Origin of the sequence: Micromonospora sp. AB353, assembly GCF_049538395.1 — a bacterium.
GTDB classification, from domain to species: Bacteria; Actinomycetota; Actinomycetes; order Mycobacteriales; family Micromonosporaceae; genus Micromonospora; species Micromonospora aurantiaca.
This window is the reverse complement of record NZ_JBMVFV010000001.1, coordinates 55,584-75,590: the sequence shown is the minus strand read 5'-3', so window position 1 is coordinate 75,590 and position 20,007 is coordinate 55,584. Positions and strand designations below refer to the sequence as shown.

The following is a 20,007-nucleotide window of genomic DNA, read 5'->3' as shown; positions in this document are numbered from 1 at the left end:
CTAACAAGACGTACGTACGGTTTGGAGGCTGTCATGTGGGATCCGCGCACCTACCTGCGCTACGGCGACGAGCGCTCCCGGCCGTTCCACGACCTGCTGGCCCGCGTCGGCGCCGAGCACCCGCGCGCCGTGGTCGACCTCGGCTGCGGCCCCGGCACCCTCACCGCCACGCTCGCCGCCCGCTGGCCCGGCAGCCGCGTCACCGGCCTCGACTCGTCGGCGGAGATGATCGCCCGGGCGGCCGCCGAGGGCGGACCGGTCACGTACGCCGTCGGTGACGTCCGCGACTGGCGGCCGGAGCCCGACGTGGACGTCCTGGTCGGCAACGCCGTGCTCCAGTGGGTGCCGGAACACCGCGACCTGCTCCGCCGCTGGGCGCACGCGCTGCCGGCCGGAGCCTGGATGGCCTTCCAGGTGCCCGGCAACTTCGACGCGCCCTCGCACCGGCTGCTGCGCTCCGTCGCCGCGCAGGACCGGTGGCGCGACGCGCTCGCCGGGAAGCTGCGCGAGGCCCCCGTCGACGAACCGGTCGGCTACACCACGCTGCTGACCGACGCGGGCTGCGCGGTCGACGCCTGGGAGACTACGTACGTGCATCTGCTGCCCGCCGCCGGCACCGACCACCCGGTGCTGGCCTGGATGGAGGGCACCGCGCTGCGGCCGGTCCGCGCCGCGCTGGACACCGCCGGCTGGGCCGCCTTCCGCGCCGAGCTGGGGGTACGGCTCGCGCAGGCGTACCCGGTGCGGCAGGGTCAGGTGTACTTCCCGTTCCGCCGGATCTTCATGGTGGCCCGTACCGGCGCCCGCGCAGAGGAGAACTCGTGACCGACCTGCCCACCTTCATCGCCGGACTACCAAAGGTGGAGCTGCACGTGCACCACGTCGGCTCGGCCTCACCCCGGATCGTCGCCGAACTGGCCGCCCGGCACGAGGGGCGCAGCCCCGTCCCGGCCGACCCGGACGCGCTCGCCGACTACTTCGCGTTCCGCGACTTCGCCCACTTCATCGAGGTCTACCTGAGCGTGGTGGACCTGATCCGCGACGCCGACGACGTCTGGCTGCTCACCCACGAGGTCGCCCGGGAACTGGCCCGCCAGCAGGTCCGCTACGCCGAGCTGACCGTCACGCCGTACTCGCACGTCAACCGCGGTATCCCGGCGCCGGCGTTCTGCGAGGCGATCGAGGACGCCCGCAGGCGCGCCGAGGCCGACTTCGGCATCGCGCTGCGCTGGTGCTTCGACATCCCCGGCGAGGCCGGCCTGCCCGCCGCCGAGCAGACGCTGCGGATCGCGCTCGACGAACGACCCGACGGGCTGGTCAGCTTCGGCCTCGGCGGCCCCGAGATCGGGGTGCCCCGGCCGCAGTTCAAGCCGTACTTCGATCAGGCCCGGGCGGCCGGGCTGCGCTCGGTGCCGCACGCCGGCGAGACCACCGGCCCGGAGACGATCTGGGACGCGCTGCGCGAGCTGGGCGCCGAGCGGATCGGCCACGGCATCTCCGCCGCGCAGGACCCGGCGCTGCTGACCTACCTCGCCGAGCGGCGGATCCCGCTGGAGATCTCCCCGACGTCGAACGTGCGGACCCGGGCCGTACCCAGCCTGGACGCGCACCCGCTGCCCCGGATCGTCGAGGCCGGCGTGCCGGTCAGCATCAACTCCGACGACCCGCCGATGTTCGGCACCACGCTCAACGACGAGTACGCGGTGGCCGCCCGGCTGCTGCGGCTGGATCCGGACGGGGTCGCCGCGCTGGCCCGGGAGGCGGTGCACGCGGCGTTCCTGACGCCGGCCGAGCAGGCCCGGATCACCGCCGAGATCGACGCGTACCTGGCGAGCGCGGCGCGCTGAGCGGCCGTACCGGTGCCGGCCGCCGGGATCCCCGGGGCGGCCGGCGCCGCGCGGTCAGCAGCATCGCGGACAGCGCGAGCACGGTGAGCGCGACTGTGGGACCGGGAGCGGCGGGCGCGGGCCGGACGGGCCCGTGCGCGAGCACCGGGTCCTGCCAGACCGCGAGCGTGAGCGCGATGCCCAGGCCGATGACGGCGGCCCAGCGGAGCAGACGACTGACGGCCGGTGGCATGACGGTCACCTCGCGCCCGGGATCGACGGGAGAGCGCGCGCGACGGGAGCGAGGTGTGGGGGGACCGGACTCCCGCCGCGCGCATGATCCGACGGCCGGAAGGTCTTACGGGGCGTCCCGGCCGACGGAACTGATGGGTTCTGTCAGCGATCCTGGCAGTTCACGCCGGTTTTCCGGCCGTCGTTAAACCACCTTTAAGGAGAACTTGCGCCGGCACACAGCCACGGGTCAGCGCGGGCGCGGCCAGCGCCGCCCGGCACGCGGCTCGCGGGCCTCCCGGGCCATCCGCCCGACCAGCCCGAACCGGTTCACCTGCCGGGGCGCCGCGTCCGGATCGGCCAGCAGCATCACCACGCTCGCGCCGCCGAGCCGGGCCCGGTCGATGCTCACCGAACCGTTCGCCTGCAACGCGACCCGCTTGGCGATGTCCAGCCCGAGCCCGGTCGAGCCCTTGTCGCTCTCACCCCGGCGCAACGCGCGGTCCGGGTCGGCGATGCCCGGCCCGGCGTCGTCGATGCGGATCGCCACCCAGCCGTCCCGTCGGCTCACCGCCACCTCGAACGCGGTGCCCTGCGGCGTGTACCGGAACACGTTGCCGATCACCGCGTCCAGCGCGGCGGCCAGTTCGGCGCGGGGCACCGGCGCCGGGATGCGCAACTGCGCCCCGACCACCCGGTGCGGCCGGTTCTGGTCACCGGCCAGCGCCGACCAGAAGACCATCCGGTCCCGGACCACCTCGCTCACGTCGCACGACGCCGGCGCCGACTCCTGGGCGACCGCCTTGCGGGTCGTCTTGATGAGCTGGTCGACCTCGCCCTCCAGCGTGACGATCGCCTGCCGGATACGCCGGATGCCGCGCCGCCGGTCCAGTTCCGCCTCGCTGAACGTGCCGATGCTCGTGTCGTCGGACTCCAGCGCCTCGGCGTCCAGCCGCAGCGCGGTCAGCGGCGTCCGCAGCCGGTGCGACAGGTCGGCGACCAGCTCGTGCTCGTCGGCACGGAGCGCCACCAGCCGTTCCGTCATCCGGTTGAACGCGTGCCCGGCCTCGGCCAGCTCACGCGGGCCGGTCGGCTCGACCCGTACCCCCAGCTCGCCGTCGCCCACCGCGAGCGCCGCCTTGACCAGGTCGCCGGTGGCGTCCACGGCCCGCGCCGCCACCCGGTCGACCACGGCGACCGCCGCGCCGACAAGCGCCACGCCGATCGCGAACAGCAGCAGCCACCGCCCGCCACCGCCGGAGTCGAGCACCTCGTCGGGGACGAACACCTCCACCACGGCGACCCGGTCACCGAGCACCACCGGGTCCAGCCGCAGCACCCCGCCGTCCACCTCGGTCACCACCGACTGCCGCTGCGCGGCGGCGTCGGCGAGCACCCGCGGGTCGGCACGGCCGGCGGACTCGTCCGCGCCGATGCCGTGCACGACCGGGCGCATGGCCGGATCGTCGCCGGCCGCGGCGGCCACCGCGCGTTCGATGGTCGCGGTGTCGGTGCTGACCGCCAGCGCGCCGGTCACCAGCGCGGCCCGGCGGGCCGCGTCGGCCAGCTCCGCCTCCCGGGTCCGGTCAGCGAGGGTCAGCCCGAGCGGGATGAGGAAGGCGAGCGCGATCAGGCCGCACAGCCCCGCGGTGAGCCCGGCGAGGCTGAACCTCAGTCCGGCGTTACCAGCCGGAAGCCGACCCCCCGCACGGTGCGCAGGTAGCGCGGCTTCGCCGCGGACTCGCCCATTTTGCGGCGGAGCCAGTACAGGTGAACGTCGATGGTCTGGTCCTCGCCGACCGATGGCTGCCGCCATACCTCCTCCAAGAGTTCCCGCCGGGACACTACCCGGCCGGGACGCGCGGCGAGATACGCCAGCAGGTCGAATTCCTTGCGGGTCAGCGCCAGCGCCTCCCCGTCCAGCACCGCGCTGCGCTCGCCCACGTCGACGCGCAGGCCACCGACCGTGTGCACGGCCGGCGCGACGGTACGGCTGGCCCGGCCGGCCCGGCGCAGCACAGTGGTGATCCGGGCGTCCAGGTGCGCCCCGGTGAACGGCTTGACCATGTAGTCGTCCGCGCCGGCGCGCAGCAGCCGTACCACCGACTGCTCGTCGTCCCGGGCGGTGGCGATGATGATCGGCACGTCGGTGATGCCGCGCAGCATGCGCAGCGCGTCCGAGCCGTCCAGGTCGGGCAGACCGAGGTCGAGCACCACCAGGTCCGGGGTCTCCGCGGCGACCCGGCGCAGCGCGTCCAGCGCGGTGCCGACGGCGTGGACCGCGTGTCCCCGGTCGGTCAGCGACCGCAGCATGGCGCCGCGCACGACGTGGTCGTCTTCGACCAGCAGGACGGTTGCCACGTCAGCACCGTACTCGGCGTGGCAAGCCGGTCGCGTTGCGGCGGTCCGGCCAACCGGGCAAGCTGGGACGGCGATGACGTTCACGCTCTTCCCCGACACCCGCCTCACGCTCGCCCGCGACGCGCTGGCCGGCCTGTCGGTGGGCGACGCCCTCGGCTCCCAGTTCTTCGTCCCGGGCCGGCACCCGGACGACCTCGCCGCCGGGCGGCTGCCCGAACCGCCCTGGGAGTGGACCGACGACACCGAGATGGCGTGCTCGGTGGTGGCCGAGCTGGCCGCCGCCGGCCGCATCGACCGGGACCGGCTGGCGCTGGCGTTCGCGCAGCGCTGCGAGCCCTACCGGGGGTACGGTCCGGGCGCGGTGACGGTGCTGCGGCTGATCCGCACCGGCACGCCCTGGCCGGTGGCCGCGGCGTCCGCGTTCGACGGGCAGGGCTCCTGCGGCAACGGCGCCGCGATGCGCGTCGCGCCGCTCGGCGCCTGGCACGCCGACTCCACCCGGCGCGCCGCCGAGCAGGCCCGCGCCTCCGCCGAGGTGACACACGCCCACCCGGAGGGCGTCGCCGGTGCGGTGGCAGTCGCGGTGGCCGCCTCGCTCGCCGCCCGCGCCCGCCTCGACGGCGGCCGGCCCGACCCGGCCCGGCTGCTCACCGTCGTCGCCGGGACGCTCGACCCGGCCGGTGAGGTGCACCGCGGGGTACGCCGGGCCACCGCGCTGCTCGGTCACTCCGCTGCCGCGGCGGCCGACGCGCTCGGCAACGGCTCCCGGGTCACCGCGCAGGACACCGTGCCGTTCACGCTCTGGGTCGCCGCCACGATGCTGCACGACTACCCGGCCGCGATCCGCGTCTGCGTCGAAGCGGGCGGCGACGTGGACACCACAGCCGCGATCGTGGGCGGGATCGTGGCCGCGTACACCGGGGTGGGCGCGCCGGGCGGCGTGCCGGAGGGCTGGCTGACCGCCCGCGAGCCGCTCCCCGGCTGGCTAACCGCCCCCGCCTGACCCACCCCACCCCCGCCCCGCCGCCATAGGAGTCCGAGATCTTGGTACGAAACGGCCCTCCTGGGGGCCGTTTCGTACCAAGATCTCCTGCGGTCTCGCATCGTGGATGGGTGCTCCCGCTTTCTGGGTGGGCGGGTGGGTGGGACGGGTGGGTGGGACGGGTGGGTGGGTGGGTGGGTGGTGGTCAGGGGCGCGTGGAGGCGGTGCCGGCGGGGACGGGTTCGCCGGCTTCGGAGGTCGCGTTGTCGAGGGCCGCGCTGTCGAGGGGCACGCTGTCGGGGGTCGCGGTGGCGCCGGGAGGCGTGCGGCTGTCGGGGGTCGCGGTGGCGTCGGAAGGGCCGTCGCCGTCTTCCGGGAGGGTCATGGTGTCGCGTCGGCGGCGACTGAGCAGCCAGCCGATCGCCGCGCCACCGGCCAGCCCGGCGAGCAGGCCGCCGCCGAGCAGCAGGTCCGCGCTCGGCCCGTCGTCGACCGCCCCGGCCGCCGGTGCCGTGCCGCCCTGCGCGCCATTCTGCGCCCCGCCGAGGGCGCCCGGCGCGCCGTGACCGCCGTGCCCGGCGCCGCCCGCTCCGGGAGCGCCGTCGTGCGTCACGGTGCCCGGCAGCGGCGGCAGCAGCTCGACCGTCGGCGCGGGGTGTGCGCCACCCGCCGGGTCCGCCCACCGGACCACAGTGCCGTCGTCGTACGTCTGCGTCACGGTGAACCTGAGCCGGTCGGTGGCGGGCATCGGTCCCATGCCCAGCGGCAGCCGGGCCGCCCCGGTGCCGGTGCCGGGCATCCGCAGCCAGCTCACCGAGTGGGTCACCTGGTTCAGTTCGGCCGCGTGCATGCCGGGGACCGGCTGGTCGAGCGTGCGGGTGGTGATGGTGGGCGCCCAGTCCGGCACCGACAGCGGGTACACCTCGCCGATCGGGGCGTCAGCGGGCATGGTCAGCTCGATCCGGGTGGTCCGGGTGCCGGGCTCGTCCGCCGGCACCAGCACCGAGAGTTCGATCGCGTCGCCCTGGCGTACCTGGGCGGGCGAGGTCGTGACGGTCACCCCGGCCGCGTGCGCCGCGGCGGGCCAGCCCACCGCCCCGGCGAGTACGGCCGCCAGCGACGCCGCCGCCCACCGGCCCTGACGGGTCATCCTCATGGTCGTCCCCATCCTTCTCGACTGGGGCCGGTACCGGCTCCGGCCCCACCTGGTAGTTCGGGCGGCGGGCCGAAAAGGTTCAACCCGGCACGGAACTCGCCGGAGGCGGGCACCGGCGTCGGCGGCGGTCCGGGTCCGGGCGACCGATAGCATCGCAGGGGCCGGTCACCGGCCCTTCCGTACCGTCGACGACAGGAGTCACCGTGTCCGCACCCCGTACCCCCGTCGTGGCCGACCCCGTCGTCGTCGCCGCCGGGACCACGGCGGCCGACGCGGTGGCCGCGGCCGGCCTGCCGATGAGCGGGCCGAAGGCGATCGTGGTGGTCCGCGACCCGCAGGGCCAGCTACGCGACCTGGACTGGCGCCCGGCCGAGGACGTCGCCGTCGAGCCGGTCACGCTGGACAGCCCGGACGGGCTGAACGTGCTGCGCCACTCCACCGCCCACGTGCTGGCCCAGGCCGTGCAGGACGTCTTCCCGGACGCCAAGCTCGGCATCGGCCCGCCGATCGAGAACGGCTTCTATTACGACTTCGGCGTCGACAAGCCGTTCCAGCCGGACGACCTGACCAAGCTCGAGAAGCGCATGCAGGAGATCGTCAAGTCCGGCCAGCGGTTCCGCCGCCGCCGGTTCGCCGACCTGGACGAGGCGCGGTCCGAACTGGCCGCCGAGCCGTACAAGCTGGAGCTGATCGAGGTCAAGGGGGAGGGGCTGGACTCCTCCGAGGTGATGGAGGTGGGCGGCGGCGAGCTGACCATCTACGACAACCTCGCCGCGAACGAGGACAAGGTCTGCTGGTCGGACCTGTGCCGGGGCCCGCACCTGCCCAACACCCGGCTGATCGGCGCGTTCAAGCTGATGCGTTCGGCCGCTGCGTACTGGCGCGGGTCGGAGAAGAACCCGCAGCTGCAGCGCGTGTACGGCACCGCGTGGCCGACCCGGGACGAGCTCAAGGCGTACCTGAAGCTGTTGGAGGAGGCCGCCCGCCGCGACCACCGCAAGCTCGGCGCGGACCTCGACCTGTTCAGCTTCCCCGACGAGATCGGGTCCGGCCTGCCGGTCTTCCACCCCAAGGGCGGCGTGCTCAAGCGGGTGATGGAGGACTACGTCCGCGCACGGCACGTCGAGGAGGGCTTCGACTACGTCGGCACTCCGCACATCTCCAAGGAAGGTCTCTTCCACACCTCGGGACACCTGCCCTACTACAAGGACACGATGTTCCCGCCGATGGAGATGGAGGGCAGCGACTACTACCTCAAGGCCATGAACTGCCCGATGCACAACCTGATCTACCGGTCGCGCGGGCGGTCCTACCGGCAGCTGCCGCTGCGGCTGTTCGAGTTCGGGACGGTCTACCGGTACGAGAAGTCGGGCGTCATCCACGGCCTGACCCGGGTGCGCGGCTTCACCCAGGACGACTCGCACTCCTACTGCACCCGCGAGCAGGCGCCGTCGGAGATCAAGCACCTGCTCGGCTTCGTGCTCAGCCTGCTGCGCGACTTCGGCATCGACGACTTCTACCTGGAGCTGTCGACCCGCGACGAGTCGAAGCCGGACAAGTTCGTCGGCTCCGACTCCGACTGGGCCACCGCCACCGCGGTGCTGGAGCAGTGCGCGCTGGAGACCGGCCTGGAGCTGGTGCCGGACCCGGGCGGCGCGGCGTTCTACGGCCCGAAGATCTCCGTGCAGGCCAAGGACGCGATCGGCCGGACCTGGCAGATGTCGACCATCCAGTACGACTTCAACCAGCCCAAGGGCTTCGGGCTGGAGTACCAGGCCGCCGACGGCACCCGGCAGCAGCCGGTGATGATCCACTGCGCCAAGTTCGGGTCGATCGAGCGGTTCATCGGCGTGCTCACCGAGCACTACGCGGGCGCGTTCCCGGCCTGGCTGGCGCCGGTGCAGGTGGTCGGCATCCCGATCCGCGACGAGCACGGCGACTACCTGGTCGACTTCGCCGCGACGCTGCGCCGGCACGGCATCCGGGCCGAGGTCGACCTGGGCGACGACCGCATGCAGAAGAAGATCCGCAACGCGCAGCAGCAGAAGATCCCGTTCATGGTGATCGCCGGGGACGACGACGTGGCCGCCGGCACCGTCTCGTTCCGCTACCGGGACGGGTCGCAGCGCAACGGCGTACCGATCGACGAGGCGGTGGCGCACGTCCGCGAGGTGGTGGAGTCGCGCACCAACGCCGGTCCTGCCGCCGAGCGGCCCGGATCGTAGGATCGCCTGTGTGACAGGGGCGGAGCGGGACACCGGGTACGGCGGCGACAAGGGTCTGGCGGACGGGCTGGACCGGCTCTGGACGCCGCACCGGATGACCTACATCTCCGGCGAGGACCGGCCCGAGGGCGGATACGAGAAGCCGGCCGGCTGCCCGTTCTGCCTCGCGCCCGGCCTGCCGCCGGAGGAGTCCCTGGTGGTGGCCCGGGGCGAGCACGTGTTCGCGGTGCTCAACCTCTACCCGTACAACCCCGGGCACCTGCTCGTCTGCCCCTACCGGCACGTGGCCGACTACACCGAGCTGGACGAGCCGGAGACGGTCGAGCTGGCCGCGTTCACCAAGGCCGCCATGCGGGTGGTCCGGCACGTGTCCAGCGCGCACGGCTTCAACCTGGGCATGAACCAGGGCGGCGTGGCCGGCGCGGGCATCGCCGCGCACCTGCACCAGCACGTGGTGCCGCGCTGGGGCGGCGACGCCAACTTCATGCCGGTGATCGGCCGGACCAAGGTGCTGCCGCAACTGCTCGCCGACACCCGGGAGCTGCTCGCCAAGGCGTGGGCGGCGGCCTGACGGGGGCCCGCCCCGACAGTACGATCTTGCGCATGGCTCTCCTGCACCGCGCGGAACTGCGCCCCTCGAAACTGGAGCTGCTCGCCGGCTGGCTGCCCGGCCGGCAGTGGTTCGCCGGAGAGGCCGGCGCGCCGGTCAGCCGCGTCGCGGCGTACCGGTTCGACGACCCGGCCGGCGAGGTCGGCATCGAGACGCTTCTCGTGCGCGCCGGTGACGGCCCGGTGCTCCAGGTGCCGCTGACGTACCGGGGGGCGCCGCTGGCCGGGGCGGACGAGTATCTGGTGGGCGTCATCGAGCACTCGGTGCTCGGCCGCCGCTGGGCGTACGACGCCTGTGGCGACCCGGTGTACCCGCCGCTGCTGGCCGCCGCAGTGCTCGCCGACGCCGGGCAGGCCGAGGAGTACTTCGAGGTCGACGGGAAGCGCGAGGTGCGCCCGGCGAGCATGACGCTGACCGGCAGCCGTACCGGCCGCCCGGTGCCGACCCGTCCGGTGTCGACCGGCTCGGGTGACGGCGGCGTGACGGTGGTCCGGGTCGGGGACGTCGAGCTTGCGGTGGTCCGGCGGCCCGTACCGGCCGAGGTGCCGGGCTCCGGCGGGCTCACCGGCACCTGGCCGGGCCAGGACGAGCCGGTGCTGCTGGCCTACGCGCGCTGACGGCTCGCCCGGCAGCGGCTCCTCCTCGGAGGCCGGATCGAAGGGATGGCCTCGCACCGGTATGCCTGAGAGGCATATTCATGACTCTCAGGCATATCGCGTTCACCGCGACTGTGCGCCGCCTGGCGTCACGCGGCGTTATCGCGAACGGACTCTTCGGCTACGAATCGACCCGCGGTCGCCGGGCGGATGACAGGATGCGGCGGTGGCAGTCGACAAGCGACAGTTGGGGCGCAGCGGCATCGAGGTGAGCGCCCTCGGCATGGGGTGCTGGGCGATCGGCGGCCCGTGGGCCGAGGGCGCCCGCCCGTTGGGCTGGGGCCGGGTCGACGACGACGAGTCGGTACGCGCCGTCCGCCGCGCGCTCGACCTCGGCGTCACGTTGTTCGACACCGCCGACACGTACGGCGCCGGGCACGGCGAGCGGGTGCTCGGACGGGCGCTCGCCGGCCGGCGCGACGAGGCGGTGATCGCCACGAAGTTCGGCTACACGTTCGACGAGCGCACCCGGCAGGCCACCGGAGAGAACGCCTCGCCGCACTACCTTCGCCGGGCGGTGACCGACTCGCTGCGCCGGCTGGGCACCGACCGCATCGACCTCTACCAGCTGCACCTGGGCGACCTGCCGCTGCCCCGGGCCGAGGCGCTCATCGGCACGCTCGACGACCTGGTCGGCGCCGGCCTGATCCGGGCGTACGGGTGGAGCACCGACCGGGCCGACCGGGCCGCCGCGTTCGCGCAGGTCGCCCGCGGCGCCGCCGCCGTGCAGCACGCGCTGTCGGTGCTGCGGGACGCCCCGGCCATGCTCGACGCCTGCGACAAACACGACCTCGCCAGCCTCGCTCGGGGGCCGCTCGGGATGGGTCTGCTCACCGGCAAGTACACGCCGGAGTCCACTCTTCCCCGCGACGACGTACGCGGACTCGGGCCGACCTGGCTGGAGTGGTTCCGCAGCGGCCGGCCCGCCCCGGAATGGCTGCGCCGGGTCGCCGCCGTCCGCGACGCGCTGACCGCCGACGGACGCACCCTCGCGCAGGGGGCGATCGGGTGGATCTGGGCGCGCAGCGACCGGGCCGTGCCGATTCCCGGCGCCCGTACCGTCGCGCAGGTCGAGGAGAACGCCGCCGCGCTGGCCCGGGGTCCGCTCGCCCCGGACCAGTTCGCCGAGGTGGAGCGGCAGTTGGCGGCGGTACGCTCGGCTGCTCTCCGGGACGCCGACCGCCCTCACTGGCCGATGCCCCCGGTCCCCGCCGTCCGCCCCTGACCGCACCACCTCCTGAACGCCGCCTGCCCGACCGCGCCCGCCGATCGCCCCACGACGCAAGATGCGCTTCCCATTTCCCGGGACCACCGCAGATCTTGGTACGAAAGCGCCCTTACAGGGGCCACTTCCTACCAAGATCTGCGCACTCCTGACCCAACCCCACCCTCGTCGGCGCCGATCTTGCACCTACCGCCGTTCCGTTGCCGGGAACGCCCCATTTGTGGGGGCGGCAAGTGCAAGATCGCGGGCGTCACGCGGGGCGGGGCGGGGGGACGGGAGAGGGGGTAGCGGTCAGTGCGTGGTGGACTCCTTGCGGGCCTGGTCGGCCAAGTGGGCGGGCATCGGCTCGTGGCGGGCGAACTCGCGGCGGAACGTCCCCGTGCCGGCCGTCATCGAGCGCAGCTCGACCGCGTATCGCAGCAGTTCCGTGGCGGGCACCTCGGCGCGGACCAGCGTGCGCCCCTCGGCATCCGGGTCCGGCTCGGTGCCGAGCACCCGGCCGCGCCGCCCGGACAGGTCGCCCATCACCGCGCCGACCGACGAGTCGGGCACCCGTACGGTGATCTCGTCGACCGGCTCCAGCAGCGCGGGCGCGCCCTTCTCGGCGGCGTCCCGCAGCGCCAGCGCACCGGCGGTCTGGAACGCCGCGTCGGAGGAGTCCACGCTGTGCGCCTTACCGTCGACCAGCGTGACCCGCAGGTCCACCACCGGGTAGCCGGCGACCAGGCCGCGCTCCAACTGCGCCTTGACGCCCTTCTCCACCGACGGGATGTAGTTGTGCGGGACCGCGCCGCCGACCACCCGGTCGACGAACTCGAAGCCGGAACCCCGGGGCAGCGGCTCCACCTCGATGTCGCAGACCGCGTACTGGCCGTGGCCGCCGGACTGCTTGACGTGCCGGCCGTGCCCGCGCGCGGCGGCGGTGAACGTCTCGCGCAGCGGCACCCGGACCGGTTCGGTGTCCAGCTCGACGCCGCCGCCGCGCAGCCGGTCGAGCACCACGTCGGCGTGCGCCTCGCCCATGCACCACAGCACCAGCTGGTGGGTCTCCGGGTTGCGTTCGAGCCGCAGCGTCGGGTCGCCGGCGACCAGCCGGGACAGGTTGCGGGCCAGCGCGTCCTCGTCGGCCCGGCTGCGTGCCGTGATCGCCACCGGCAGCAGCGGCTCGGGCATCTCCCACGGCGCGATCAGCAGCGGGTCGTCCTTGGCGGAGATGGTGTCGCCGGTCTCCGCGCTGCCCGACTTGGTGATCGCGCACAGGTCACCGGCGACGCAGGCGGCCACCTCGCGCAGCGTCGCGCCGAGCGGGCTGTAGACGTGGCCGACCCGCTCGTCGGCGTCGTGGTCCGGGTGGCCACGCTCGGCCATGCCGTGACCCGACACGTGGATCACCTGGTCGGGGCGGAGCGTGCCGGAGAAGACGCGCACCAGCGAGACCCGCCCGACGTGCCTGTCGACTGTCGTCTTGACCACCTCGGCTACGAGCGGGCCGTCCGGGTCGCAGGTCAGCGGCGGGCGGGGCGAGCCGTCCACGCCGGTGACCGCGGGCAGGTCGTGCTCCAGCGGCGACGGGAACGCCGCGACCAGGCCGTCGAGCAGCGCGTCCAGGCCGACGCCGGTCTCCGCGCACACCGGCACCACGGGGTAGAAGTGGCCGCGGGCGACGGCGGTCTCCAGGTCGGTGATGAGCACCTCGGGGTCGATCTCCTCGCCGCCGAGGTAGCGGTCCATCAGGGTCTCGTCCTCGCTCTCCGCGATGATCCCCTCGATCAGCTCGTTGCGGGACTCCTGGATGGCCGGCAGGTGCTCCGGGTCCGGCTCGCGCACCGCCGCCGGCAGCCCGTCGGAGTAGTCGTACACCCGGCGGGTGATCAGCCCCATGAGCCCGGCCACCGACTCGCCGTCGTCGCCGAGCATGGGCAGGTAGAGCGGGAGTACGTTGTCGCCGAAGACGCGCTGGCACAGCGCCACCGCCTCGTCGAAGTCGGCGCGCGGGTGGTCCAGCCGGGAGACGGCCACGGCCCGGGGCATGTCGACGGCGGCGCACTCCTCCCAGAGGGCGGCGGTGGCGGCGTCCATGCCGTCGACGGCGGAGACCACGAACAGGGCCGCGTCGGCGGCGCGCAGCCCGGCGCGCAGCTCGCCGACGAAGTCGCCGTATCCCGGGGTGTCCAGCAGGTTGACCTTGACGTCGCGGTGCGTCAGCGGGGCGCAGGCCAGGCTCACCGAGCGCTGCTGGCGTACGGCGGCGGGGTCGTGGTCGCAGACGGTGGTGCCCTCGGTGACGGCGCCGGCCCTGCCGATCGTGCCGCTGGCGGCCAGCAGCGCCTCGACGAGCGTCGTCTTTCCGGCGCCGGAGTGCCCGACGAGCACCACGTTGCGAACCCTGCCGGGCTCGGTCACCACCGGCGCGCCGCCGGTGACACCCTTCTCGTTCTTCTGCGCCATCGCGGCGCACCTCCCTCAACCGGTGGTGGTGGCGACCGCCGCGGGCGACGGGGGAGCGGACCCGGGATGGGCGCCGCGGCGATATCTTCCGGTGATCTCCTGTTGGACGGGAACGCGGACCGGTGATCCGGTGAACTGGCTCACCTCCCGGCTCGATCTCACACCCGCGCGGGTGCCCGCACAAGGGCCGCCGGGCGGGTCGTGCGCCCGGCTGTGTCCCCGGCGGTTGCGGGCCGTTATCGTGGGACCGCCATGGCGAAGATCTTCCAAGTGACGGCCCGCGCGGGCATGACCCGCGTCGTGGAGCCGGTCGCCCGCGCGCTGCTGCGTGCGGGCGTGTCCCCCAACGCGGTCACCGTGACCGGTACCGCCGGCGTGCTCGTCGGCGCGCTCGGCTTCGGCGCGCGCGGCCATCTGGTCGCCGGCGCGCTGATCGTCACGGTCTTCGCCCTCACCGACCTGCTCGACGGCACGATGGCGCGGATGAGCGGCGGGTCCACCCGGTTCGGGGCGTTCCTCGACTCGAGCATGGACCGGATCGCCGACAGCGCGGTGTTCGGCGCGGTCGCGTACTGGCTGGCCACCGAGCACGACTACTCGGGCGTGGCGGCGGCGCTGATCTGCCTGGCCGCCGGTGGTCTCGTCTCCTACGTCAAGGCCCGCGCCGAGGGGCTCGGGATGACCTGCAACGTGGGCATCGCCGAGCGCACCGAGCGGCTGCTCATCGTCGGCGTCGGCGGCCTGCTCACCGGCGTGGGCGTGCGTCCCGCGCTGGAGATCGCGCTCTGGCTGCTCGCCGCCGTCTCGATCTTCACGGTGGGGCAGCGGATGGCCCACGTGTACCGCCAGGCCCAGCGGGTCGGCGTCGAGTGAACCTCACCGAGGCGGGCTTCGTCGCGGGCTGGCGCCTGATCCGCGCGCTGCCCCGGCCCGTCGCGGCCGCGGCCTTCCGGGTGGGCGCCGACCGCGCCCACCGCAAGGACGGCGGGGGTACGCGTCGACTGCGCGCCAACCTGCGCCGGGTGGTCGGCCCGGAGCTGCCCGACCCGGAGCTGGACGCGCTGGTGCGCGAGGGTTTGCGCTCGTACGCCCGGTACTGGATGGAGGCGTTCCGGCTGCCCGGCCTGAGCCGGGCGGAGATCCTCGCCGGGTTCCGCCTGGACGGGCAGGAACTGCTCGCCGCGGACGTGGCGGCCGGGCGGGGCGCGGTGGTGGCGCTGCCGCACGCCGGCAACTGGGACGCGGCCGGCGCCTGGGTGGCTGCTACCGGCTGGCCGATGACCACGGTGGCGGAGCGGCTCCCGGACGGCGTCTACGAGCGGTTCGTCGGGTTCCGGGAAGGGCTGGGGATGGAGATCCTGCCCAACCGCGGCGGCCCGCGTCCGGCGTTCGACGTGCTGGTGGACCGGCTGCGCGCCGGTTACGTGGTGCCCCTGCTCGCCGACCGGGACCTGTCGGCCCGGGGCGTGGAGGTCGACTTCTTCGGCGGCCGGACCCGGATGCCGGCCGGGCCGGCGCTGCTGGCCATCCGCACCGGCGCCCCGCTCTACGTGGCCTCGATGTGGTACGAACCGGACGCGGCGTGCGCGTCCATCGACGGCCCGCTGCCGCTGCCGGACCCGGACAGCGCCCCGCTCGACGAGCGGGTACGCGCGGTGACGCAGCGGATTGCCGACGGTCTGGCGGCGGGCATCGCCCGGCATCCGCAAGACTGGCACATGTTGCAGCGGATGTGGCTGGACCAGGGCCGGGACGGTACGCCCACGTCGGCGGCGCCGCCGGCCACCACCGGGACGGTCTAGGGGGAGGGCGCAGTGCGTATCGGCATCGTGTGCCCGTACTCGTTCGACGTGCCGGGCGGGGTGCAGAACCACGTCATGGACCTGGCCGAGGCGCTGCTCGGGCTCGGCCACGAGGTGAGCGTCCTGGCGCCCGCCGACGAGGACTCGGCGCTGCCGCCGTACGTGGTGTCGGCCGGGCGGGCGGTGCCGCTGCCGTACAACGGGTCGGTGGCCCGGATCGCATTCGGCCCGGTCTCCACCGCCCGGGTGCGGCGCTGGATCACCCGGGGTGACTTCGACGTGCTGCACGTGCACGAGCCGCTCACGCCGAGCCTGTCGATGCTGGCGGTGCTCTGCGCCCGCGGCCCGGTGGTGGCCACGTTCCACACCGCGATGACCCGTTCCCGGGTGATGTCGGCCGCGCAGGGCGTGCTCCAGATCGTGCTGGAGCGGATCACCGCCCGGATCGCGGTCAGCGCGCTGGCCCGCAAGGTGCAGGTCGAGCACATGGACGGCGGCGCGGTGGAGATCCCGAACGGGGTGGCGGTGGCGAAGTTCGCCGGGGTGCCGCCGCTGCCGGGCTGGCCGGGGGAGTGCGCCCCGGGTACCGGCGGCACGCTGGGGTTCCTGGGCCGGTTCACCGAGCCCCGCAAGGGCTTCCCGATCCTGCGGGACGCGTTCGTCGCGCTCGCGCCGCACCGCCCCGGGCTGCGTCTGCTGGTCGCCGGCCCGGGTGACGCCGACGAGCTGTACGGGCGGTTCCCGGCCGGGCTGCGCGACCGGGTCACGTTCCTCGGCCTGGTCTCCGAGGCGGACAAGGCACGCATGCTGCGCAGCGTGCACCTCTACGTCGCACCGAACACCGGAGGGGAGTCCTTCGGGATGATCCTCACCGAGGCGCTCGCCGCCGGGGCCACCGTGGTCGCCAGCGACCTGGACGCGTTCCGCCGGGTGCTCGACGGCGGGCGGGCCGGGCGGCTGTTCCCGACCGGCGACGCGACGGCGCTGGCCGCCGCGCTGTCCGAGCTGCTCGACGACGACGGCCGCCGCGCCGGGCTGACCGCCTGCGGCGACCAGGTGGTGGCGAATTTCGACTGGCCCGTGGTTGCCCGCCGCGTTCTGGAGGTATACGCAGCCGCGATCGAGGCCACCGACGGCCGGGTCATGGACCAGGAGTGGGCGGGACTGGGCTGACCGCTGTGGCCGCTGCGGCCGCTGTGACGAGCGCGTCTGCCGGTGCGAGCGCCGGCCGGCCGGGATGAGGAGCAGCACTACGATGCCGGGCATGTGGTGGGTGGTGGGCGCGGTCGCGGTGCTCGGGCTGCTCTCGGCGTACCTGATCTGGACCTCCGGCCGCGTGCAGCGGCTGCAGGTCCGCGCGGACTCGGCGGCCCGCGCGCTGGACGCGCACCTGCTGCGCCGCGCGGCCGCCGCCGCGGTCCTGGCCGAGCAGCGGTACGGCGTGGAGCTGTACGCCGCCGCCCGGATCGCGCTGGACGCCGCTCCGGAGGAGCGTGAGGCGGCCGAGAACGACCTGACCCGGCAGTTGCGGGCGGTGCGGCTGGACCCGGACGACGCGGCCTGCGCGGCGGTGATCGCGGCGAGCCGGCGGCTGGCGCTGGCCCGGCAGGTACACACCGACCTGGTCCGGGACGCCCGCTCGGCGCGGGGGCGTCCGGTGGTGCGGCTGTTCCGGATGGGGCGCGGGCGGGAGTGGCCGCGCTACTTCGACATCGACGACCCGACGCTGGCGTCGCACGCGGACGTGACCACCGGCTGACACCACCGGCCGTGACGGGGGCCACACGGCAGGCCACCGGGGGTTCGATTGGCGCTCGGAGCGGCGTCGCGCCGGTCGTAGCATTCCTGCGCAGTCACCTCCCGAGCACGCCGAGGAGCGATGTCCCGTGTCTGAATCCGTAGCCCCGACCCCCGCCACCGCCGTCGGCACCGCCCGCGTCAAGCGCGGCATGGCCGAGATGCTCAAGGGCGGTGTGATCATGGACGTGGTCACCCCCGAGCAGGCGAAGATCGCCGAGGACGCCGGCGCGGTGGCCGTGATGGCCCTGGAGCGCGTTCCGGCCGACATCCGCGCGCAGGGCGGTGTGTCCCGGATGAGCGACCCGGACATGATCGACGGCATCATCCAGGCCGTGTCGATCCCGGTGATGGCCAAGGCCCGCATCGGCCACTTCGTCGAGGCGCGGATCCTCCAGGCGCTCGGCGTCGACTACGTCGACGAGTCCGAGGTGCTCACCCCGGCCGACTACGCCAACCACATCGACAAGTGGGCGTTCACCGTCCCGTTCGTGTGCGGGGCGACGAACCTGGGCGAGGCGCTGCGCCGGATCACCGAGGGCGCCGCGATGATCCGCTCGAAGGGCGAGGCGGGCACCGGTGACGTCTCCAACGCCACCACGCACATGCGGAAGATCCGGCAGGAGATCCGCCGGCTCCAGTCGCTGCCCTCCGACGAGCTGTACGTCGCGGCCAAGGAGCTGCAGGCCCCGTACGAGCTGGTCAAGGAGGTCGCCGAGCAGGGCAAGCTGCCGGTGGTGCTGTTCACCGCCGGTGGCATCGCGACCCCCGCCGACGCGGCCATGATGATGCAGCTCGGCGCCGAGGGCGTCTTCGTCGGCTCGGGCATCTTCAAGTCCGGCAACCCGGCCCAGCGGGCCGCCGCGATCGTCAAGGCCACCACGTTCCACGACGACCCGGACGTGCTCGCCAAGGTCTCCCGCGGGCTGGGCGAGGCGATGGTCGGCATCAACGTCGACGAGATCCCGCAGCCGCACCGCCTCGCCGAGCGCGGCTGGTGAGTGAAAGGAAGGGCCCCCTGTTAACGCCTGCGGTAGAGGCGGGGCCCCTTGTTAACACGGCGGCGGGAGGAGCGGCGTGACCGTACCGGTGATCGGCGTGCTCGCGCTCCAAGGCGACGTACGCGAGCACGTCGCGGCGCTGACCGGCGCGGGCGCCGACGCCCGGCCGGTGCGGCGGCCGGGCGAGCTGGACGCGGTCGACGGCCTGGTGGTGCCCGGCGGCGAGTCCACGACGATCAGCAAGCTGGTGGACATCTTCGAGATGCGCGAGCCGATCGACAAGCGGATCGCCGCCGGCATGCCGGTCTACGGCTCCTGCGCCGGCCTGATCATGCTGGCCGCGCAGGTGCTGGACGGCCGCCCGGACCAGCGCGGCTTCGCCGGCGTCGACATGACGGTGCGGCGCAACGCGTTCGGCCGCCAGGTCGACTCGTTCGAGGCGCCGGTGGCGATCACCGGCGTCGACGGCGGCCCGTTCCACGCGGTGTTCATCAGGGCGCCCTGGGTGGAGCGGGTCGGACCGGACGTCGAGGTGCTCGGCCGGGTGTCCGAGGGTCCGGCCGCGGGCCGGATCGTCGCGGTACGGCAGGGCAACCTGCTGGCCACCTCGTTCCACCCGGAGCTGACCGGCGACCTGCGCCTGCACCGCCACTTCGTGGAGTTGGTCCGGGCAAGCCGCTGAGCGTCCGGTCCGTCCCTGGTTGTGCCGGTTCGGGCGGCCCGGGACGGCCCGGTGCCGTGCGGCGCGTGACAGTGACCCGCCGGTCGCCGGTAGGATTGCCGAGATTCGGCAGGGCCATCAGCCCGCCGCGGCTCCCAGCGAAGATCACAGCACCTCGACGTGCGCCGGTGGGGAGCGGGGCGTGTGCGGTGCGGTCGATGCAGACGGCGGGTAGCAACGGAGGTAACAGATGTCCGGCCACTCAAAGTGGGCGACGACCAAGCACAAGAAGGCGGTCATCGACGCCAAGCGCGGCAAGATGTTCGCCAAGCTGATCAAGAACGTCGAGGTGGCGGCCCGTACCGGCGGCGGCGACCCGGCCGGTAACCCGACGCTCTACGACGCCATCCAGAAGGCGAAGAAGAACTCGGTCCCGAACGACAACATCGACCGCGCGGTCAAGCGCGGCTCCGGCCTGGAGGCCGGCGGCGCCGACTGGCAGACGATCATGTACGAGGGCTACGGCCCGAACGGCGTGGCGATGCTGATCGAGTGCCTCACCGACAACCGCAACCGCGCCGCCACCGAGGTGCGTACCGCGCTGACCCGCAACGGCGGCTCGCTGGCCGACGCCGGCTCGGTGTCGTACATGTTCTCCCGCAAGGGCGTGGTGATCGTCCCCAAGGCGGGCACCAGCGAGGACGACGTGATGATGGCCGTGCTCGACGCGGGCGCGGAGGAGGTCAACGACCTCGGCGAGGCGTACGAGGTGGTCTCCGAGCCGGGTGACCTGGTCGCGGTCCGCACCGCGCTGCAGGACGCCGGCATCGAGTACGAGTCGGCCGAGTCCTCCCTCATCCCCAGCGTGAACGTGCCGCTGGACGAGGAGGGCGCGCGCAAGATCTTCAAGCTGATCGACGTGCTGGAGGACTGCGACGACGTGCAGAACGTCTACGCCAACTTCGACGTCTCCGACGAGGTCATGGCCGCTGTCGGCTGACCCGCCCGACGTGCCGAGCGCCGGCC

The 20,007-nt window shown here is 73.9% G+C and carries 19 protein-coding genes; 14 read left to right on the top strand and 5 right to left on the bottom strand.

The window, feature by feature from the left end; genetic code table 11:
- Window positions 1–33: 33 nt before the first annotated feature.
- Together ACPCK6_RS00360 and ACPCK6_RS00355 are read left to right on the top strand one after the other, a co-directional pair.
- On the top strand, window positions 34–825 hold the full coding sequence (locus ACPCK6_RS00360; RefSeq protein WP_423479990.1) for a trans-aconitate 2-methyltransferase: 792 nt from the start codon (window positions 34–36) through the stop codon (window positions 823–825).
- On the top strand, window positions 822–1,847 hold the full coding sequence (locus ACPCK6_RS00355; RefSeq protein ID WP_396880528.1) for an adenosine deaminase: 1,026 nt from the start codon (window positions 822–824) through the stop codon (window positions 1,845–1,847). Before ACPCK6_RS00360 ends, ACPCK6_RS00355 begins: the two co-directional genes overlap by 4 nt.
- Here ACPCK6_RS00355 and ACPCK6_RS00350 read toward each other — a convergent pair.
- The 3 genes from ACPCK6_RS00350 to ACPCK6_RS00340 all read right to left on the bottom strand — a co-directional run bounded on the left by ACPCK6_RS00350 (window position 1,804) and on the right by ACPCK6_RS00340 (window position 4,418).
- Entirely contained in the window at window positions 1,804–2,079 is a 276-nt protein-coding gene (locus ACPCK6_RS00350) for a hypothetical protein (RefSeq protein ID WP_355507746.1), read from the bottom strand. The genes ACPCK6_RS00355 and ACPCK6_RS00350 overlap by 44 nt on opposite strands.
- 228 nt (window positions 2,080–2,307) lie before the next feature.
- Window positions 2,308–3,699 carry a HAMP domain-containing sensor histidine kinase gene (locus ACPCK6_RS00345; RefSeq protein WP_318336326.1) on the bottom strand — a complete coding sequence of 464 codons (1,392 nt, stop codon included), beginning with the start codon at window positions 3,697–3,699 and terminating at the stop codon, window positions 2,308–2,310.
- A 29-nt stretch (window positions 3,700–3,728) separates the two neighbouring features.
- The gene (locus ACPCK6_RS00340) at window positions 3,729–4,418 is read right to left on the bottom strand and encodes a response regulator transcription factor (RefSeq protein WP_318333429.1); all 690 of its coding nucleotides are present in this window, start codon (window positions 4,416–4,418) and stop codon (window positions 3,729–3,731) included.
- A gap of 73 nt (window positions 4,419–4,491) precedes the next feature.
- On the opposite strand from ACPCK6_RS00340, the gene ACPCK6_RS00335 reads away from it, so the two are divergent.
- Complete coding sequence (locus tag ACPCK6_RS00335; RefSeq protein WP_423479989.1) at window positions 4,492–5,421, top strand: ADP-ribosylglycohydrolase family protein; 930 nt, start codon at window positions 4,492–4,494, stop codon at window positions 5,419–5,421.
- Between the two features lie 184 nt (window positions 5,422–5,605).
- On the opposite strand, the gene ACPCK6_RS00330 is transcribed toward ACPCK6_RS00335, so the two are convergent.
- Window positions 5,606–6,556 carry a YcnI family protein gene (locus tag ACPCK6_RS00330; RefSeq protein WP_423479988.1) on the bottom strand — a complete coding sequence of 317 codons (951 nt, stop codon included), beginning with the start codon at window positions 6,554–6,556 and terminating at the stop codon, window positions 5,606–5,608.
- A 203-nt stretch (window positions 6,557–6,759) separates the two neighbouring features.
- Between ACPCK6_RS00330 and thrS the strand changes: the two genes are divergently transcribed.
- From thrS to ACPCK6_RS00310, 4 genes are all read left to right on the top strand, one after another.
- On the top strand, window positions 6,760–8,781 hold the full coding sequence (gene thrS / locus ACPCK6_RS00325) for a threonine--tRNA ligase (RefSeq protein WP_423479987.1): 2,022 nt from the start codon (window positions 6,760–6,762) through the stop codon (window positions 8,779–8,781).
- A gap of 10 nt (window positions 8,782–8,791) precedes the next feature.
- Window positions 8,792–9,352, top strand: coding sequence for an HIT family protein (locus ACPCK6_RS00320; protein WP_423479986.1), 561 nt, complete (start codon window positions 8,792–8,794; stop codon window positions 9,350–9,352).
- Window positions 9,353–9,384: 32 nt separating this feature from the next.
- A complete protein-coding gene (locus tag ACPCK6_RS00315; protein ID WP_423479985.1) occupies window positions 9,385–10,008 on the top strand; it encodes a CG0192-related protein in 624 nt (207 codons plus the stop codon).
- 205 nt (window positions 10,009–10,213) lie between these two features.
- Window positions 10,214–11,272 carry an aldo/keto reductase gene (locus tag ACPCK6_RS00310; RefSeq protein ID WP_423479984.1) on the top strand — a complete coding sequence of 353 codons (1,059 nt, stop codon included), beginning with the start codon at window positions 10,214–10,216 and terminating at the stop codon, window positions 11,270–11,272.
- A gap of 291 nt (window positions 11,273–11,563) precedes the next feature.
- On the opposite strand, the gene ACPCK6_RS00305 is transcribed toward ACPCK6_RS00310, so the two are convergent.
- Window positions 11,564–13,720, bottom strand: a complete 2,157-nt coding sequence (locus ACPCK6_RS00305; protein ID WP_423479983.1) for an elongation factor G-like protein EF-G2 — start codon at window positions 13,718–13,720, stop codon at window positions 11,564–11,566.
- 252 nt (window positions 13,721–13,972) lie between these two features.
- On the opposite strand from ACPCK6_RS00305, the gene pgsA reads away from it, so the two are divergent.
- The 7 genes from pgsA (at window position 13,973) to ACPCK6_RS00270 (ending at window position 19,981) form a co-directional block, all read left to right on the top strand.
- Entirely contained in the window at window positions 13,973–14,593 is a 621-nt protein-coding gene (gene pgsA, locus ACPCK6_RS00300) for a phosphatidylinositol phosphate synthase (RefSeq protein WP_194802930.1), read from the top strand.
- Window positions 14,590–15,522 (top strand): phosphatidylinositol mannoside acyltransferase, encoded by a 933-nt coding sequence (locus ACPCK6_RS00295; RefSeq protein WP_396880520.1) that lies wholly within the window; start codon window positions 14,590–14,592, stop codon window positions 15,520–15,522. Before pgsA ends, ACPCK6_RS00295 begins: the two co-directional genes overlap by 4 nt.
- A gap of 12 nt (window positions 15,523–15,534) precedes the next feature.
- Window positions 15,535–16,695, top strand: coding sequence for a glycosyltransferase family 4 protein (locus tag ACPCK6_RS00290; RefSeq protein WP_357208660.1), 1,161 nt, complete (start codon window positions 15,535–15,537; stop codon window positions 16,693–16,695).
- An 82-nt stretch (window positions 16,696–16,777) separates the two neighbouring features.
- Window positions 16,778–17,281, top strand: coding sequence for a hypothetical protein (locus ACPCK6_RS00285; RefSeq protein WP_135239369.1), 504 nt, complete (start codon window positions 16,778–16,780; stop codon window positions 17,279–17,281).
- 127 nt (window positions 17,282–17,408) lie between these two features.
- Complete coding sequence (pdxS, locus tag ACPCK6_RS00280; protein ID WP_423479982.1) at window positions 17,409–18,320, top strand: pyridoxal 5'-phosphate synthase lyase subunit PdxS; 912 nt, start codon at window positions 17,409–17,411, stop codon at window positions 18,318–18,320.
- Window positions 18,321–18,396: 76 nt separating this feature from the next.
- Window positions 18,397–19,002, top strand: coding sequence for a pyridoxal 5'-phosphate synthase glutaminase subunit PdxT (gene pdxT, locus ACPCK6_RS00275; RefSeq protein WP_423479981.1), 606 nt, complete (start codon window positions 18,397–18,399; stop codon window positions 19,000–19,002).
- Between the two features lie 229 nt (window positions 19,003–19,231).
- Window positions 19,232–19,981 carry a YebC/PmpR family DNA-binding transcriptional regulator gene (locus tag ACPCK6_RS00270; protein WP_013285436.1) on the top strand — a complete coding sequence of 250 codons (750 nt, stop codon included), beginning with the start codon at window positions 19,232–19,234 and terminating at the stop codon, window positions 19,979–19,981.
- Window positions 19,982–20,007 lie beyond the last annotated feature (26 nt).